Genomic DNA, 14676 nt, shown 5'->3' with positions numbered 1-14676 from the left:
TCTACAAATGGTGGTTTTTTTAAACCAGCGGTTTTGTTAGCCACTGTTCGATGGTAATTAAGGCCAGCCGCATGGGCTGTGCATTACGGGATAGCTTGCTCTGTAAACTTGCACCCAGCCAGAGAACATACAGCAGTTCAGCCAGTTGCTCCGGAGGCGAGGGCAGAGATAAATCCTCTTCGTGCTGTGCCTGCGTCAGCGCCTTAGCATAGGCGGCGATAACGTGGCTGGCTCCCTGCTGCAAGGCTATGCGCATAGGCTCTGACAGGTCGCAGACTTCGGCTGATAATTTTACGCTCAGGCAGCCCACAATATTGCCCTGCCGTTCAAACAGATCGAGCGCATGGCGAAAATGGGCCAGTAATCGCTCACCCGCCGATCCCGCAGGCTGGAAGAGCTGCTGCTCAAGGTTCTGCAGGTAACGGACAAAGTACCGCTCAAGCAACGCCACGCCAAAGGCTTCTTTAGAGGGAAAATAGTAATAAAACGATCCCTTAGGGATCTGCGCCTGGTTCAGTAGCTGGCTCAGGCCCATGCCGGTAAAGCCCCGTTGCAGACAAAGCGATTCGCCTGTCGTCAGCAGGTGTTCCCGGGTTTCATTACGTTGCGGCATCTTATTCATGGGGTTCATCCTGGTAGACCAATCGGTCTAATGCAAACTTTTATCGCGCGCCAGGCACGCAGTGTTAAATTGAAAGCGATTTAGAGTGAATAAATTGTTCAAGTTATGATTATTTCTTGCACAAATGCCGGACTCTGGCTTCAATAGACGTATCACCGTTTCAGTAGAGGCCGTTGTGGCAGAGCAGCTTGAGTTTTTTCCGGTACCCAGTCCCTGCCGGCGTATTTGCGAAACCGATTCACGTGGCTACTGCAAAGGCTGCCTGCGTAGCCGTGAGGAACGTTTTAACTGGCTGCAATACAGCGACAGTCAAAAGCGTGAGGTGCTCCGCCTCTGCCACCAGCGCCGTTTGCGCCTGTTACGTCAGCAGCACAAAGAAGAACCGCAGGAACCGCAACAACCCACCTTATTCTGACCGCATGGTGATTTCCGTTATACTCCCTGACACACATCAAGCCTCAAGGCCACAGGGAGAACACTATGTTACAACCGCAAGCCATCGCGCCACAGGGCCCCGACTTTTCACCGCTGATTATGGGCTATTGGCGTTTGATGGAATGGGGCATGACACCACAGCAGCTGGTGGGGTTTATTGAGCACCATCTTTCACTGGGCATTTCGACAGTCGATCATGCCGACATTTATGGTGATTACCGCTGTGAGGCCGCATTTGGTGAGGCGCTCAGACAGGCCCCGGGATTACGTGATCGGCTGCAGATCGTCACCAAGTGCGGTATCGCGACCCGCGCAAAACCTGAACACCAGATTGGCCATTACATTACGGAAAAAGCGCATATTGTGGCCAGTGCCGAACGCTCGCTGGGACATTTCAATACCGATCGCCTTGATCTGCTGTTGATTCATCGCCCCGACCCGCTCATGGCGGCCGATGAGGTTGCCGAAGCCTTTCTGCACCTGCATCAGGCAGGCAAAGTGTTGCATTTTGGCGTGTCCAATTTTACCCCCTCGCAGTTTGCCCTGCTGCAGTCTCGTTTGCCGTTTAGCCTCGTGACCAACCAGCTTGAGATCTCACCCGTTCAGCAACATGTTCTGCTTGATGGATCGCTGGATCACTGCCAGCAGCAGCGTTTGCGCCCAATGGCCTGGTCGTGTCTGGGGGGCGGACGTCTGTTCAGCGATCCGCATTTTCAGCCGCTGCGCGACGAGCTGGAAGCCATTCGTCAGGAGATCGGGGCATCAAGCCTTGAGCAGGTCGTCTATGCCTGGGTGATGCGTCTGCCGAGTAAACCCTTGCCCATCATCGGGTCAGGCAAAACCCATCGCATTACAGAAGCGGCAGGGGCGGCCGGGCTGACGCTCAGTCGGCAGCAGTGGTTCCGCATCCGCAAAGCCGCACTGGGCTATGACGTGCCCTGAGCGTAAACATTCGTCAATTTGCGGCAATCTTTGCGCTACGGGGCCAGGCTTAAGCTGAACCCCAGAGCAAAAAGGAGCCACAATGAAAGTGAACGCAATTGCGATAGCGACGCTGTTAGCCTGCGGTGCCGCGCAGGCGGCCAGCGAACAGGTGACAATTCATGCCGTTTCGGCGCAGGGAATCGGCAATGCCATCGGCACGGTAAATATTGAAGAGACGCAATACGGTTTGCAACTGACGCCCATGCTGGAAGGACTGAAGCCGGGCATTCACGGTTTTCATGTCCATGCGAAAGGCAGCTGTGAACCCGGCGAATCGGAAGGAAAAAGGGTGGCCGCGGGGGCGGCAGGGGGGCATCTTGATCCGGCGAACACCGGCAAGCACCTGGGGCCCTATGCTGAGGGCCATTTAGGCGACCTGCCTGCGCTCTATGTCGATGCGCAGGGTAAAGCCACCTATCCGGCGCTGGCACCGCGCATTAAAACGCTGAGCGAGGTGAAAGGCAAAGCGTTGATGGTGCATGTGGGCGGGGATAACCATGCGGATCACCCACAACCTTTGGGCGGTGGCGGGGCACGGTTTGCCTGCGGTGTTATCTGACGCTGTGTGTCGCTGATGGCGGCAGATTTTGCCGCCATCACGGCTTTTCGCTTGTTGACAATTTGTTGTAGCATCATCGTCTTATTCCCCTACAAAGCCTGACAAACTGAGGAGCAGTGCAAATGAAATGGAAGGGCGCCTGGCTACTGTGTCTGTTGCTGGCAGGATGCGATAAGCCCAATGATACGCAACTGATCACAGAAACAGGACGTGAACTGCAGCGCACCATTGATACCAGTTCAGCACGCCTTCGCTGCGAAGAGATTGCGAAGGGCCGTGAACGGCTCAGTCGGGATGTGCGGCAAAAGCTTGAAGCGCAGCATTGCCAGAATGTTCTGCGCAGCGCCACGGAAACCAATTTCACGGATACCACCATTTACCGGCATAACACGACAATGATTTGTGGTGGCATCCTGGGCAAAAGTTTTACGGGGTCGATGATTTACCGGCGTTTTATCTATTCACCCGACGAAAAAGCCCTGGTGATTGAGCCTGTTTCCGAAGCCGATAAAACCCGGTTCGAAGGGCAAAAAACCGTTCAGCAACTTCAGGATGATTTTAACCGGCAGCACCAGCAGTATTGCCAGTAATCAGTCGGGAATCGCCTGTTTCAGCTGCGCCAGTGAACAGCGCAACCGCCACAGCAGGCCGGCCAGGGTGCTGGCGTCGGCACTGTTGACACTAAGCGCCTCTTCTGTGAGGCCCTGAAGCGCGTCCAGCGCGGTGTCCAGGTGGCGATGCTGCACACCGTGTAAGCTCATAATATTCTGCAGATTGTGCAATGCTTCGCTCCGGTACTGGTTCAGTATCGGGGTGTCTGTTTGCCAGTCACGCAGTTGCCAGACGAGATGGGAACAGTTAAGCAGAACGACGCCCCAACGCAGTAGCCAGACGCGCGCCGTTTCATCTTTACTGTTACTGAGTTGACCAATTTTATGATAAATCAGCGACTCAAAACGGTTTTGATCCCGGTGGGGATGCTGACGAAGCTGATCCAGAAACGCCAGCCTCAACGCCTGGATATGGCGACGGCTGCGGCGTGAATCGGAGCTGGGACGCAGGATCTGGAAAGCCAGCCAGGCCAGCAGCACACCGCAGACTTTCGCTATGTTATCGTTCACGAACCCCTGATAATCCCAGTCGGGCGGATTGGTGACGGCCAGAAACGACCCCAGAAAAACAATAAACTGGCCCCACATCGCCGCCCGCTGTTTTTGCTGTACCCGGAACAGTTGTAGCGTCAGCAGCAGCGGAAACAGGATGGCCAGCAGTTGCCACAGCTGATTAAACTGCACCATCACACCAAATTTAAACAGCACGCTAAAAGCAAACAGCCAGAGCAACGTTTTCAGTAACAGCGTAATGCTGCCTGTGGGCGAAGGGGCCGAGGCGTAAAGGACACAGGCAATCGCCGTAAACGTCAGGGCCGAGGCACCCGAGGTCCATTGTGTCGCGATCCAGAATGCGCAGCCTGCCACGATGATGCTGAATGTTCGTAGCGCACTCCAGCCGGCTTCGGCGCTGTCACTTTCGCTGGCCAGCGCAGACACTGCGGGCGGTTGAAAGCGGGTATCGGCATCAGCCTGTTCCAGCTGCCTTATCCAGCGCAACACATTGAGGTACATCCAGCAGAAGTAGCGCAGCCGCTGACAAAACGCCCGTTGCCGGTAATCGCCATCGCTGGCAGGGGTGATGCTGCGTAACAAAGCTGCCAGCCGGTACTTATCGCAGTCCGGTTTTGCCAGCTCCTGTGTAATGCGTGTTAAAGCCTGATACAGCGCTTCCGGCGCATCTGGCCAGTTCAGCAGCATGCGCCGCAGGCTGGACAGGACGCTGGTCAGACGAAGCTGCTGATGCAGGATATAGTTCAGAACGTTATTTTGGCGACGAAAGCGGTAATGGCTCCAGAATGCCTGGATACGCAATAAATTCATGGTCAGGATCTGGCCAATCACCGCTTCGTGAGCGTGACGGATCTCGTCGTTCCGGGTGTCCTGCAAGAGCAGCGTGGCGTGATCCAGCAGACGCGTGTGCATCTGCTTCAGGGCGGTGATCAGGGCTTCACCGTCTGATGTACTGGGCAGGATCATCATCATTAAACCCGCACAGAGCAGCCCGGAAATCACCTCACAGACGCGCGCCTGGGCAATGTCCCACAGGCCACTGATATCGGTCAGATTGACACAGCTGAAGGCAATGATCGCCGCAGTGTACCCGGCCAGCGAAAACCCATAGGCGACATTATTTTGATAGTGGTTGGCCACCCAGGTACACAGCGCCAGCCAGCCTGCGATAAAAATAAAAAAGGCAAACAGCCAGGGTTCATTAAGCGTATGGCCCGCAATCAGCAAGGCGGCCGTTGCCCCCAGCAGGCTTCCAACAATACGTCCCAGACTCTTACTGATCACACCGCCGATTGTCGGGAAGCTTACCACCGCAGCGGAGGTCATGGCCCAGTAGGGTTCGTTAAGATCCAGTCCATAGGCAATGCTCAGGGCCAGGCACATGGCAGCCGCGTTACGCAGAGCATAACGCCACTGATTGCTGTCCGCTTTCAGCCAGGGCAGGTTTTGCCAGGCCAGTCCGTTGAGGTTCATGGTTGTATCGTAATCGTGCAGGTCGTACCGGCGATTAACAGAGCGTTATCCGGGAGAGCAGCGAGACGAATGCGTACAGGTACACGTTGAGCAAGGCGCACCCAGGGCACGTTCGGCTTGATATCGGGCAGCAGCCCACTGTCGGCGTCCAGACTCTGATCGTAAATCGCGCGCCCTATGCTCTCAACCTGACCGGATAACTGCCGGCCCGTACTGTAGAGCGTCACTTGTGCGGCCGCACCCGGACGAATATGGCGCAATTTGGTCTCTTCAAAGTAGCCCACGACATAAAAAGCGTGACTGTCCACCAGCGCAAAAAGCGGAGTGCCAGCCGTGGCGAAATTGCCGGGACGTAGTGTCAGATTGCTGACCCAACCGTCCGTGGGGGCGTTCACGGTGGTTTGCTGTAAATTCCATGCGGCCTGTTCACGCGCGGCCTGCGCGGCCTTGACGTTGGCCTGCGCCGCCGCTGCATTCAGTCGGGCGACATCCAGATCTTCGCCCGAGATGGTATTGCGCGGCAGTTTACTGCGCCGGTTGAATTCATTTTGGGCTTTCGCCATATCGGCCTGCGCCTGGCTCAGCTGTGCGTCGGCTTTATGCAGAGCGATTTGCCAGGGCACAGGATCCAGCGTCAGTAACCGATCCCCTTTATGTACATACTGATTATCGACCACGTTCAGTGCCGTGATCCGTCCCGAAATTTGCGGGGTGATCGTGACCAGCTCGGCACGTACTTTGCCGTCGCGCGTCCACGGTGACTGCATGTAGTAGTTCCAGGCCCACCAGGCGCTGAGAAGCGCCAGCGTGAAAACAATCAACGTAGAAAAGTACTTTAATCCTGAAAGGTTCATCTTTTTCATCCGTGCGCCATTAACCAGAGTGCGCCTGTTACACACAACACAAACAGCGAGAGATCGAACAGGGTGGGATGCCAGACCTCACCCGACGCAAGCCAGCCGCGCAGAAGCGGGTGGATAAATAACCAGAGAACAAAGCCGGCCAGCACCGCTTTAAACAGGGGAGGGAAATAGAGTGAGGCGCCGAAAATCAATTCGGAAAGCGGGCTGATGCTGAAAAATCCTTGGCGAATGATATCCATTGCAGTGCAGTATCCTGGAACCTGTGCGTGAAACAATTTCAGCCGAAACTGTTCACTTGGTTATTTGTAATTTAAACTTCGGGCTTGCAAAATGCTATACAATGCAGCTTGATAGCTGCGTACATACATTATAAGGAGATAGCATGGATACCCCTCTCGGCACGGATCTGTCCAGGCTGGTGCGAATCTGGCGAGCACTGATTGATCAACGTTTGAAGCCGTTAGAGCTGACTCAAACGCACTGGGTAACACTGCACAATATCCATCAACTGCCGCCTGAGCAGTCGCAAATCCAGTTAGCGAAAGCCATTGGTATCGAGCAACCTTCTCTGGTCAGAACCCTGGATCAACTTGAGGAGAAAGGGCTGATTACCCGGACCACTTGCGCCCACGATCGCCGGGCCAAACGCATTAAGCTGACACAACAGGCAGAGCCAGTCATTCAGCAGGTTGAACACGTGATTGATATTACCCGGGATGACATTCTCTCCGGTATCAGCCGCGACGAAATCAACCAGATGGTGACGCTGATTGCGCGTCTTGAAAAGAATATTCTCGAACTGCAAAACAAAGAGAAATAAGACCGACGCGCAGTGCGACCGGCACCGGCGTCGGTTGGTCACTGCGTTAACGCGGAGAAACGGTAACCTGACTACCGTCGGTGGCCAACGCAACACGTTGTCCGACTGAGTAACGGCTGGCTGCCTGTTTCTGCACCACCATAATGGTATTGCCGTCATCCTTACGGATTTCCAGCTCAACGCCGTCAGTTTTGTTCATTGCGCCTTGTACGCCCTGACCTGCAACGCCACCCAGCACCGCGCCTCCCGCTGTTGCCAGGCTACGTCCTGCACCACCGCCGATGGTATTACCCAGGAATCCACCCAGTACGGCACCGCCAATGGCCCCAATGATGTTGCTGTCGTCTCCACCCTGGATTTTAACCGGGCGAACTGAGACTAAGGTACCGTAAGAAACACTTTGTACCTGCTTGGCCTCACTGGCACTGTAGGTATCGCCCGATAACGTATCGGTATTGCTACAGCCCGCCAGCATCGCACCAGTCAAAGCGACCACAATTAAACGCTTAATCATTTGAAACTCCTTTATTCAAGAATGCGCCATCTCTATCGCGAAATCCTGTAAACAGTATAAGACAGAAAACTGGCGAATTAACCTTCTGCGGAATAAAACATGGCTGTCGACAGCATAGACCGCAAATTTTTAACAATGATTCAATCAATCATAAAAATACCCGGGACGTTAACCACCAGACAGTTTATTGATTTAAAACAAAGTAATCGTGGATTCAGGGCCGATATTTTGTCAGACTACAGGCAGCGTATTCACTTTTTCATCCCGATGAAAGGAACGGCTATGAAATCAGGACGCTACATTGGCGTGATGTCGGGTACCAGCCTTGATGGGGTCGATGTCGTGCTGGCCGCCATCGACGAAAATATGGTGGCGCAGCAGGCGAGCTACTGCCATCCCATGCCGCCCGATCTGCGCCAGAGCATTCTGGCGATTTGTCAGGGCCAGGCAGTGACGTTGTCGCAACTGGGGCAACTGGACACGCGACTGGGCCAGCTATTCGCTGACGCAGTACTGACGCTTATGCAGCGCGAGGCGCTGGAGATGAGCGATGTAGTGGCGATTGGCTGTCACGGTCAAACGGTATGGCATGAGCCGCACAGCGCGGCACCCAATACCTTACAAATTGGCGATAACAACCAGATAGTGGCGGCAACAGGCGTGACGGTTGTCGGGGATTTCCGTCGGCGCGATATGGCGCTGGGTGGGCAAGGCGCGCCGCTGGTGCCTGCCTTTCATCAGGCCCTGTTAATGGATGCCACGGAACGGCGCATGGTGCTGAATATCGGCGGTATTGCCAATCTCTCCCTGCTGATTCCGGGGCAGCCCGTGCGCGGCTTTGATACCGGGCCGGGCAATATGCTGCTGGACGCATGGATATGGCGTAATCAGGGGAAAGCCTATGATAAGGACGCGAACTGGGCGCGAAGCGGTAAGGTCAGTCCTGCATTACTCGAAGCGCTACTGCGTGAACCCTGGCTGGCGCGGGTGCCGCCCAAAAGTACCGGACGCGAACTGTTTAATCTGGGCTGGCTTGAACAGCATTTGCGCCACTTTCCCGGCATCGCTGCTCAGGATGTACAGGCCACGCTAAACGAGTTCACCGCCGTGACCATTGCGCAACAGGTGCAACTCAATGATGGCTGCGATCGGTTGCTGGTATGCGGGGGCGGCAGCCGAAATCCGTTGCTGATGGCCCGCCTGGCGGCGCATCTGGCCGGAACAGAAGTCACGACAACCGATACCGTCGGGATTAATGGTGACGACATGGAAGCGCTGGCATTTGCCTGGCTGGCTTACCGCACACTGTCTGGTTTGCCGGGCAATTTACCTGCGGTGACCGGGGCGCGGGAGAAAAGCATCATCGGGGCGATTTATCCGGCGAATCCGCGCTTTTACCGCTGAGAGAAAGGGGACAGGTTTGTCCCCTGAGCAGAAGGCGCGTAAAACAGCATCAGGCCACGCCGGGCAGGTGCGTCAGTTTACGCACGCCGGTAATGACGGTGGCGACGATCGTTTCACGTCGTGTAATGACTTCAACCTGGTAGTATTTGCTGCGATAGGCAATTGAATAGATAACCGGATGGTATTTGTTTCCCTCACCATAGCGGGACATATGGGCTTCAAGCGCGCGCGAGGCGGCTACGATATGGACGGGTTCTTTATCACCGCGGATGATTTGCTTCATTCAGTTCCTCAAATGCTGTACCTGTGGGGCGCGCCTTAAGACGGCGCGTGACTTCGGCCTTTAACACTGAACATCTGACTGCTTAACATCTTTGATAATTTAAAAACAGCGTGCACGTCGACTATTGCAATGCGATGACACAATCTGAAACGCGCTTCTAATATTTAGCAGCGCGTTTTCAGTCCGGCAAGGAAGAACGAAAAATTCACTTTCCTGCGGATAACCGTCTTATTTTAACTCGGGCCAGGTAACAGAGGAGACGCCGTTGACTTTCGGCCAGGAGAAAAGAAACCCCTGGAATTGTGAAACGCCGGCCGCTTCCAGCCACATCCATTCTTCGGGCTGTTCAATGCCCTCTGCAATCACGGTAATTTCCAGTGACGAACAACAGGCTAAAATAGCGTGCACAATAGCCTGCTTCGGGCCGCTTTTATGCACATTGCTGATAATGCTGCGATCAATTTTTATTTTGTCGGGCTGAATCTGCGTCAGTAAGGATAGCCCGGCATAGCCCGCGCCAAAATCATCCAGTGCCACGCTGATGCCCGCTGCTTTGAGCTGTTTCAGCGCCGCTGCAAAGTCGTCAGGACGGGAAATGATTTCATTTTCGGTAAACTCGACCACGATCTGCTCAGGAACCAAATCGTGGGCGTAGATTTCAGTAAGCAGAAACGTTACGGCATCCGGCACCAGCACCAGCGACATGGGCAACAGGTTGACTGACAGCATAATGCCGTCTATCCCCAGCGCCTTCGCCTGTGCAAAAGCGATGCGTTTGGACTGCAGATCGTCGCGGTAGATGTTCTCCGGCGGGAGGCGTGAAAAGTAATCCTGTTGTGTTTCGCCCTGCGAGCCCCGAAGCAGGGCTTCCAGCGAGACGATTTTACGTGCAAGGGGATCGATAATCGCCTGAAAGGCAAAATTGACGCCTTCGTGATTAATCAGCGCGTCGTCACCTTCGCGCACTTCCTCATCATCACTGATAAAATCCCAGCTTTCCGCTGAGGGAATTTCAAAATAATTCTCTTTTTCCCGTGCTTCGACAAAGGTGCGCAAAAATTTAAGCGCTCTGTCTTCATAGGTCAGCTGATATTTGGTTGTGCCTTTTTCAAGCACGGCATTAAGCACAGTGGTTTTATCGTATTCACGCAGATCAAACAGCTCCATGCCCACGTTACCGAAACGGCGGGAAGGCGCATAATCCCGCATTAATTCCACAATATTATGATGGCTGGTATCACGGCAGATACGTTCGTAAACCGCCAGTACATCATTCTCTGGACCTTCAAGAACCTGAAAAAAATGGGTGCCATTAAATAATAAGATGCCGGTAACGCTTGATGACTCATTAATTTTATTGGCTTTAGCGACCAGGCCTTCCAGCATTTTCAGTGGAACATGATCAGCGATGTGACTGCGATAGATAATTGTCGACAACATAACGTCTTCCAGATTCTTGTTCTTTTTACCGCACACATTGCCAAAACCCAGACCGGGCGGCCCCGAGCCTGCGTGAATGCCGTTGCAAAATGTGTTTGAGCCAGGCGTTTCCAGCATGGCGCAAGGAGGGTGCTTACCTGTGAGGTTCCGTTGTCACAGACGGGTTAATAGCGTTCAGATCACGCTGTCGGGCATCAACCGATTTGCTCTGGTTTTTTCTTTACCAGCGTGGTATCGCATCGTTTCCATTATATCAGTACTTCGACGTCCGGCGAGGAAATCCTGGTGTCTTTTTTGCAGTTTATGAACGGTTAATAAAGCGGTTTCTCTGCCTCAGCAGTCAGGTTACGCGAGGTAATCAAATTTTCTCTTTCATCTTCTCCTGCACGGGATTTAAAAAGGGTAGTGCCTTGATTTGGTATGATTTTCTTAGCGGGAGGCCAGACGATAAGCCTGAACGTAATGATTAAGACGGCGAACCGAACTTTCCGTATAAACCGTTTTGTAAAACAGGATGCTGATACAACATTAACGGAAGGGCGAAGATGGGTTGCGAATAAATCTCAAAACCACCGTTTTATAATTGCCTGCGTAGTTTTAGGCATAATTCTCAGCTAGTGTTAATGACGCTACATTATTAAATAAAATCATATTTTGCTTTTTCTCACCTGATTGATACAGCAACCACCGGGGGCAGTACCATGCTTAAATCAAGCTACTATTATGTGTGTCCATACAACAGAAGCGGATGGATCATTCATAAAGAAGGCTGTGTTCATCTTTATAACAGCCGTGGCCGGGAATTTATTGGTTCACTGTATAGCCGTCAGCAGGCGCTGACAGTGGCAAAAATCCATCATCCCGAAGCGATTCTGTGTACGGTCTGTCTGAGCCACTATGTCTGTCCCACAGCCGGCAACCGTCTCACTTCCCGTGGCCGTCCGCTGCCGACACGACATACGCCAAAATCATCCTGAATAAGGCTGAGTGATAAAGCAGGGACTATGATGTCAGAAGGCGGAGGGCGCCGGTCAGCCCGACGTGTCAGAAGTTGAAATGGCGATTGCTGAGCCCGTGAAATAACGGGCATCGACGCTGTCGTGCAGTCAATAAAAAAGCAGCTGCGAACAGCTGCTTAAGTCGGTTAAGCCTGTTTAGGCTGACCGTTTGAGGCGGTCAGGCCGCCATCGACAGGCAGATTCGCCCCGGTAATGTAGCGGGCGTCGTCGCTGGCAATAAACGCAATCGCATCAGCGATATCTTCCGGCTCTCCGGCGCGACGTAGCGGAATACGGTCGTAGAAGCGTTCAAGCAGTGCCTGATCGTTCTTAACGCCTTCGGTCAGGTCGGTAAACGTAAAGCCAGGACAAATGGCGTTGACCCGCACGCCATCGGTGCCGTAGTCCATCGCCAGTGAGCGGGTAAAATTGGTGATTGCGCCTTTCGCCGCGTTATACACACTCATGCCCCAGTCGCCGCCCAGGCCTGATACTGACGAAATGTTCACGACGTTGCCCCGGGTTTTCAGCAGGGCAGGCATAAAATAGTGCACGCAGTGGAAGACGCCGTCGAGATCAACGCTCATCAGCTTTTTCCAGTCAGCGAGTTCAATCTCGTGAATGCGGCCCTGCACGATGATCCCGGCGTTATTCACCAGCACATCAACGCGGCCATATTTTTCTTCAACGCGGCTTGCCAGGGCCTGAACCTGGTCGGCTTCAGCGACATCACAATCGGCAACCATATGGTCCTGACCCGACAGTTGTGCCGCGACCTTTTCCAGTTTATCCCGGGTACGTCCCACCAGCACAACAGACGCGCCTTCCTCCGCAAAGCGTTTTGCACTCGCTGCGCCAATTCCTGATCCGGCGCCTGTCACTACAACGATTTTTCCTGTAAATCTGGACATGTTGCCTCCTTAATGGCGTTGCTTTTCTGTTGATACGCGTTTAAGCCTGGCAGCCACCAGGCTCAGGTCAAGCGCAGCGCGTCCGGATGCGCAGAGTTTAACCTGAGCAATCGCGGTACGCGTTGCGCTAACGCCGGCCTACGGCCTTCTGAACAGCGCCATACTGCGGCCTTCCAGTTCGAAGTCCTTTTCCTTGGTAATCACCAGACCGCGTTTATCCACATCGCTGGTGGTCAGCTCCAGCACCCAGCCGCCGTCACCGAACTGCGGAATACGGAAGGGCACATTACCCTCGAAAGGATTAATTAACATCAGCACGTCATACCAGATTCCTTCCTGATTCTGCAGGTCGGGCCGACCGATATAAACGCCAAGGGTTGAGCCTTCATCCCACTGTTCAGCCTGTTGCAGACCGCCGCCCGCATTGAACCATTTAATTTCCATGCCATCGCGCCAGCTTTCGCGCCGCAATAACGGCTGGGTTTTACGTAAGGCGATAATGTGACGGGTAAATTCGCGTAACGCTTCGGCGGAAGGGGGCAGATTGTCCCAGTGAACCCAGGAAATTTCACTGTCCTGACAATAGCCGTTATTGTTGCCCATCTGGCTACGGCCAAACTCATCGCCTGCCAGCAGCATGGGCGTACCGTGCGAGAAAAACAGGGTGGCCAGGAAGTTACGCTTCTGACGCTCACGGACGGCATTGATGCCCTCGTCATCCGTCGGCCCCTCAACGCCATAATTGTACGAACGGTTATCGTTATGCCCGTCGTTATTGTCTTCACCATTATCGGCATTATGCTTCTCGTTGTACGACACCAGGTCGTTCAGCGTGAAGCCATCATGCGCCGTAATAAAATTGACGCTGGCCCAGGGGCGGCGACCGCGCTGGTCATACAGATCGCCGGAGCCAAGCAACCGCGCCGCAAAGTCGGTAGAGACATTATTGCCTTTCCAGTAATCACGCACCGTATCGCGATACTGATCGTTCCATTCCGCCCAGCCCGGCGGGAAACCACCAACCTGATAACCACCCGGACCAATGTCCCACGGTTCCCCGATCAGTTTTAATCGGGAAAGCAGCGGATCCTGAGTAATGGCGTCGAAGAAGCCGCCGCGTGGATCGAAGCCTTCCGGTTCACGTCCCAGAATTGTACCCAGATCGAAGCGGAAGCCGTCGATATGCATGGATTCTGCCCAGTAGCGCAAGGAGTCCGTGACCATCTGCAACACACGTGGATGCGAGGTGTTGACCGTGTTACCGGTTCCGGTGTCGTTAATGTAGTAACGATGCTGGTCCGGTAATGTACGGTAGTAGGAGAAGTTATCGATGCCCTTAAACGACAGGGTTGGACCGAGCTCATTGCCCTCAGCCGTGTGGTTATAAACCACGTCCAGAATCACTTCGATACCGGCATCATGGAAGGCGCGCACCATATCGCGGAATCCCTGAATTCCACGCGGGCCGAAATAGCGTGTGGCCGGGGCAAAAAAGTTCAGTGAGTTATAGCCCCAGAAGTTTTTCAGCCCTTTATCCAGCAGGTGTTGATCGTCGGGAAACCAGTGCACCGGCAGCAACTCTACTGACGTAATGCCCAGACTTTTGATATAGCCCACCGTCGACTGATGGCTCATGCCATCGTAGGTGCCGCGCATCTCCGGAGGTAACGCCATGTTCAGTTGGGTGAAGCCTTTCACATGGGTTTCATAAACGATGGTTTCTGACCAGGGAATCTGCGGCCGGTTCTGATCCTGCCAGTCAAATTCGTTCGGATCGATGACGCGACATTTCGGCGTAAAAGGCGCACTGTCGCGATCGTCAAACGTCAAATCTTTATCGTCGTGATACAAATCATATGCGAAGTGCGCCTCATTCCAGGCGATATCTCCGGCCAGTTCGCGCGCATACGGATCGACGAGTAATTTGTTAGGGTTGAAGCGGTGACCGTTTTCCGGGTCGTAAGGGCCATACACCCGGTAGCCATAAAGCGCACCTGGCTGTAAACCCGGCACGTAACCGTGCCAGATCTCATGCGTAAACTCTGGCAGCTCCAGACGGGCGATCTCCTGCTTGCCGCTGGGATCATAAAGACACAGCTCTACGCGTTCTGCATGCGCAGAAAACAGCGCAAAGTTGACGCCTTGCCCATCATAATTTGCCCCAAGCTGATGGGCCGATCCCGACGTAATTTCAAAACGATGATTTGACATCTGTCCCTCTCAATTAACGAACCCAGTAACGGCGT

16 protein-coding genes are annotated in these 14676 nt (G+C 53.9%); 7 read left to right on the top strand and 9 right to left on the bottom strand.

The window, feature by feature from the left end; translation table 11 throughout:
* Nucleotides 1-19: 19 nt before the first annotated feature.
* Nucleotides 20-622, bottom strand: coding sequence for a TetR/AcrR family transcriptional regulator (locus GC087_RS13010; RefSeq protein WP_006118989.1), 603 nt, complete (start codon nucleotides 620-622; stop codon nucleotides 20-22).
* Nucleotides 623-746: 124 nt separating this feature from the next.
* Between GC087_RS13010 and GC087_RS13005 the strand changes: the two genes are divergently transcribed.
* From GC087_RS13005 to GC087_RS12990, 4 genes are all read left to right on the top strand, one after another.
* Nucleotides 747-1037 carry a DUF1289 domain-containing protein gene (locus GC087_RS13005; RefSeq protein WP_191091045.1) on the top strand — a complete coding sequence of 97 codons (291 nt, stop codon included), beginning with the start codon at nucleotides 747-749 and terminating at the stop codon, nucleotides 1035-1037.
* Between the two features lie 65 nt (nucleotides 1038-1102).
* Complete coding sequence (locus GC087_RS13000) at nucleotides 1103-1999, top strand: aldo/keto reductase (RefSeq protein WP_033741168.1); 897 nt, start codon at nucleotides 1103-1105, stop codon at nucleotides 1997-1999.
* An 82-nt stretch (nucleotides 2000-2081) separates the two neighbouring features.
* Nucleotides 2082-2600, top strand: coding sequence for a superoxide dismutase [Cu-Zn] SodC (gene sodC / locus GC087_RS12995; protein WP_324028478.1), 519 nt, complete (start codon nucleotides 2082-2084; stop codon nucleotides 2598-2600).
* Nucleotides 2601-2722: 122 nt separating this feature from the next.
* Nucleotides 2723-3190 carry a hypothetical protein gene (locus tag GC087_RS12990; RefSeq protein WP_039340576.1) on the top strand — a complete coding sequence of 156 codons (468 nt, stop codon included), beginning with the start codon at nucleotides 2723-2725 and terminating at the stop codon, nucleotides 3188-3190.
* On the opposite strand, the gene GC087_RS12985 is transcribed toward GC087_RS12990, so the two are convergent.
* Genes GC087_RS12985 through GC087_RS12975 form a run of 3 tightly spaced genes read right to left on the bottom strand, consistent with a single transcriptional unit; the run spans nucleotide 3191 to nucleotide 6299 of the window.
* Entirely contained in the window at nucleotides 3191-5197 is a 2007-nt protein-coding gene (locus tag GC087_RS12985; protein WP_324028477.1) for an FUSC family protein, read from the bottom strand.
* The gene (locus GC087_RS12980; protein WP_216850765.1) at nucleotides 5194-6051 is read right to left on the bottom strand and encodes an efflux RND transporter periplasmic adaptor subunit; all 858 of its coding nucleotides are present in this window, start codon (nucleotides 6049-6051) and stop codon (nucleotides 5194-5196) included. Before GC087_RS12980 ends, GC087_RS12985 begins: the two co-directional genes overlap by 4 nt.
* Nucleotides 6052-6056: 5 nt before the next feature.
* The gene (locus GC087_RS12975) at nucleotides 6057-6299 is read right to left on the bottom strand and encodes a DUF1656 domain-containing protein (RefSeq protein WP_006118996.1); all 243 of its coding nucleotides are present in this window, start codon (nucleotides 6297-6299) and stop codon (nucleotides 6057-6059) included.
* 143 nt (nucleotides 6300-6442) lie between these two features.
* Between GC087_RS12975 and slyA the strand changes: the two genes are divergently transcribed.
* Nucleotides 6443-6880: a transcriptional regulator SlyA gene (slyA, locus tag GC087_RS12970; RefSeq protein WP_006118997.1), complete on the top strand. Its 438-nt coding sequence runs from the start codon at nucleotides 6443-6445 to the stop codon at nucleotides 6878-6880.
* Between the two features lie 46 nt (nucleotides 6881-6926).
* On the opposite strand, the gene slyB is transcribed toward slyA, so the two are convergent.
* Entirely contained in the window at nucleotides 6927-7394 is a 468-nt protein-coding gene (slyB, locus tag GC087_RS12965) for an outer membrane lipoprotein SlyB (RefSeq protein ID WP_006118998.1), read from the bottom strand.
* 282 nt (nucleotides 7395-7676) lie between these two features.
* On the opposite strand from slyB, the gene anmK reads away from it, so the two are divergent.
* Nucleotides 7677-8798 (top strand): anhydro-N-acetylmuramic acid kinase, encoded by a 1122-nt coding sequence (gene anmK, locus GC087_RS12960; protein ID WP_006118999.1) that lies wholly within the window; start codon nucleotides 7677-7679, stop codon nucleotides 8796-8798.
* 49 nt (nucleotides 8799-8847) lie between these two features.
* Here anmK and GC087_RS12955 read toward each other — a convergent pair whose 3' ends face one another.
* Nucleotides 8848-9081: a DUF4060 family protein gene (locus tag GC087_RS12955; protein WP_006119000.1), complete on the bottom strand. Its 234-nt coding sequence runs from the start codon at nucleotides 9079-9081 to the stop codon at nucleotides 8848-8850.
* A 228-nt stretch (nucleotides 9082-9309) separates the two neighbouring features.
* Entirely contained in the window at nucleotides 9310-10521 is a 1212-nt protein-coding gene (locus tag GC087_RS12950) for a diguanylate phosphodiesterase (protein WP_006119001.1), read from the bottom strand.
* A 701-nt stretch (nucleotides 10522-11222) separates the two neighbouring features.
* Here GC087_RS12950 and GC087_RS12945 point away from each other — a divergent pair.
* Entirely contained in the window at nucleotides 11223-11498 is a 276-nt protein-coding gene (locus GC087_RS12945) for a hypothetical protein (RefSeq protein ID WP_033741176.1), read from the top strand.
* Nucleotides 11499-11665: 167 nt separating this feature from the next.
* On the opposite strand, the gene GC087_RS12940 is transcribed toward GC087_RS12945, so the two are convergent.
* Complete coding sequence (locus GC087_RS12940) at nucleotides 11666-12430, bottom strand: meso-2,3-butanediol dehydrogenase (RefSeq protein WP_033741178.1); 765 nt, start codon at nucleotides 12428-12430, stop codon at nucleotides 11666-11668.
* Nucleotides 12431-12568: 138 nt separating this feature from the next.
* Nucleotides 12569-14641: a glycogen debranching protein GlgX gene (gene glgX / locus GC087_RS12935; protein ID WP_033741181.1), complete on the bottom strand. Its 2073-nt coding sequence runs from the start codon at nucleotides 14639-14641 to the stop codon at nucleotides 12569-12571.
* Nucleotides 14642-14676 lie beyond the last annotated feature (35 nt).

Origin of the sequence: Pantoea sp. JZ2 (genome assembly GCF_035191405.1) — a bacterium.
Taxonomy (GTDB): Bacteria; Pseudomonadota; Gammaproteobacteria; order Enterobacterales; family Enterobacteriaceae; genus Pantoea; species Pantoea stewartii.
Note: the sequence above shows the minus strand (reverse complement) of the source record. Positions and strands in the feature narration are given on the sequence as shown.

What these genes read in the sequence shown, in the direction of transcription:
- GC087_RS13010 (WP_006118989.1), bottom strand. Translation starts at nt 622, where the DNA reads ATGAATAAGATGCCGCAACGTAATGAAACCCGGGAACACCTGCTGACG.
- GC087_RS13005 (WP_191091045.1), top strand. Translation starts at nt 747, where the DNA reads ATGCCGGACTCTGGCTTCAATAGACGTATCACCGTTTCAGTAGAGGCC.
- GC087_RS13000 (WP_033741168.1), top strand. Translation starts at nt 1,103, where the DNA reads ATGTTACAACCGCAAGCCATCGCGCCACAGGGCCCCGACTTTTCACCG.
- sodC (WP_324028478.1), top strand. Translation starts at nt 2,082, where the DNA reads ATGAAAGTGAACGCAATTGCGATAGCGACGCTGTTAGCCTGCGGTGCC.
- GC087_RS12990 (WP_039340576.1), top strand. Translation starts at nt 2,723, where the DNA reads ATGAAATGGAAGGGCGCCTGGCTACTGTGTCTGTTGCTGGCAGGATGC.
- GC087_RS12985 (WP_324028477.1), bottom strand. Translation starts at nt 5,197, where the DNA reads ATGAACCTCAACGGACTGGCCTGGCAAAACCTGCCCTGGCTGAAAGCG.
- GC087_RS12980 (WP_216850765.1), bottom strand. Translation starts at nt 6,051, where the DNA reads ATGAACCTTTCAGGATTAAAGTACTTTTCTACGTTGATTGTTTTCACG.
- GC087_RS12975 (WP_006118996.1), bottom strand. Translation starts at nt 6,299, where the DNA reads ATGGATATCATTCGCCAAGGATTTTTCAGCATCAGCCCGCTTTCCGAA.
- slyA (WP_006118997.1), top strand. Translation starts at nt 6,443, where the DNA reads ATGGATACCCCTCTCGGCACGGATCTGTCCAGGCTGGTGCGAATCTGG.
- slyB (WP_006118998.1), bottom strand. Translation starts at nt 7,394, where the DNA reads ATGATTAAGCGTTTAATTGTGGTCGCTTTGACTGGTGCGATGCTGGCG.
- anmK (WP_006118999.1), top strand. Translation starts at nt 7,677, where the DNA reads ATGAAATCAGGACGCTACATTGGCGTGATGTCGGGTACCAGCCTTGAT.
- GC087_RS12955 (WP_006119000.1), bottom strand. Translation starts at nt 9,081, where the DNA reads ATGAAGCAAATCATCCGCGGTGATAAAGAACCCGTCCATATCGTAGCC.
- GC087_RS12950 (WP_006119001.1), bottom strand. Translation starts at nt 10,521, where the DNA reads ATGTTGTCGACAATTATCTATCGCAGTCACATCGCTGATCATGTTCCA.
- GC087_RS12945 (WP_033741176.1), top strand. Translation starts at nt 11,223, where the DNA reads ATGCTTAAATCAAGCTACTATTATGTGTGTCCATACAACAGAAGCGGA.
- GC087_RS12940 (WP_033741178.1), bottom strand. Translation starts at nt 12,430, where the DNA reads ATGTCCAGATTTACAGGAAAAATCGTTGTAGTGACAGGCGCCGGATCA.
- glgX (WP_033741181.1), bottom strand. Translation starts at nt 14,641, where the DNA reads ATGTCAAATCATCGTTTTGAAATTACGTCGGGATCGGCCCATCAGCTT.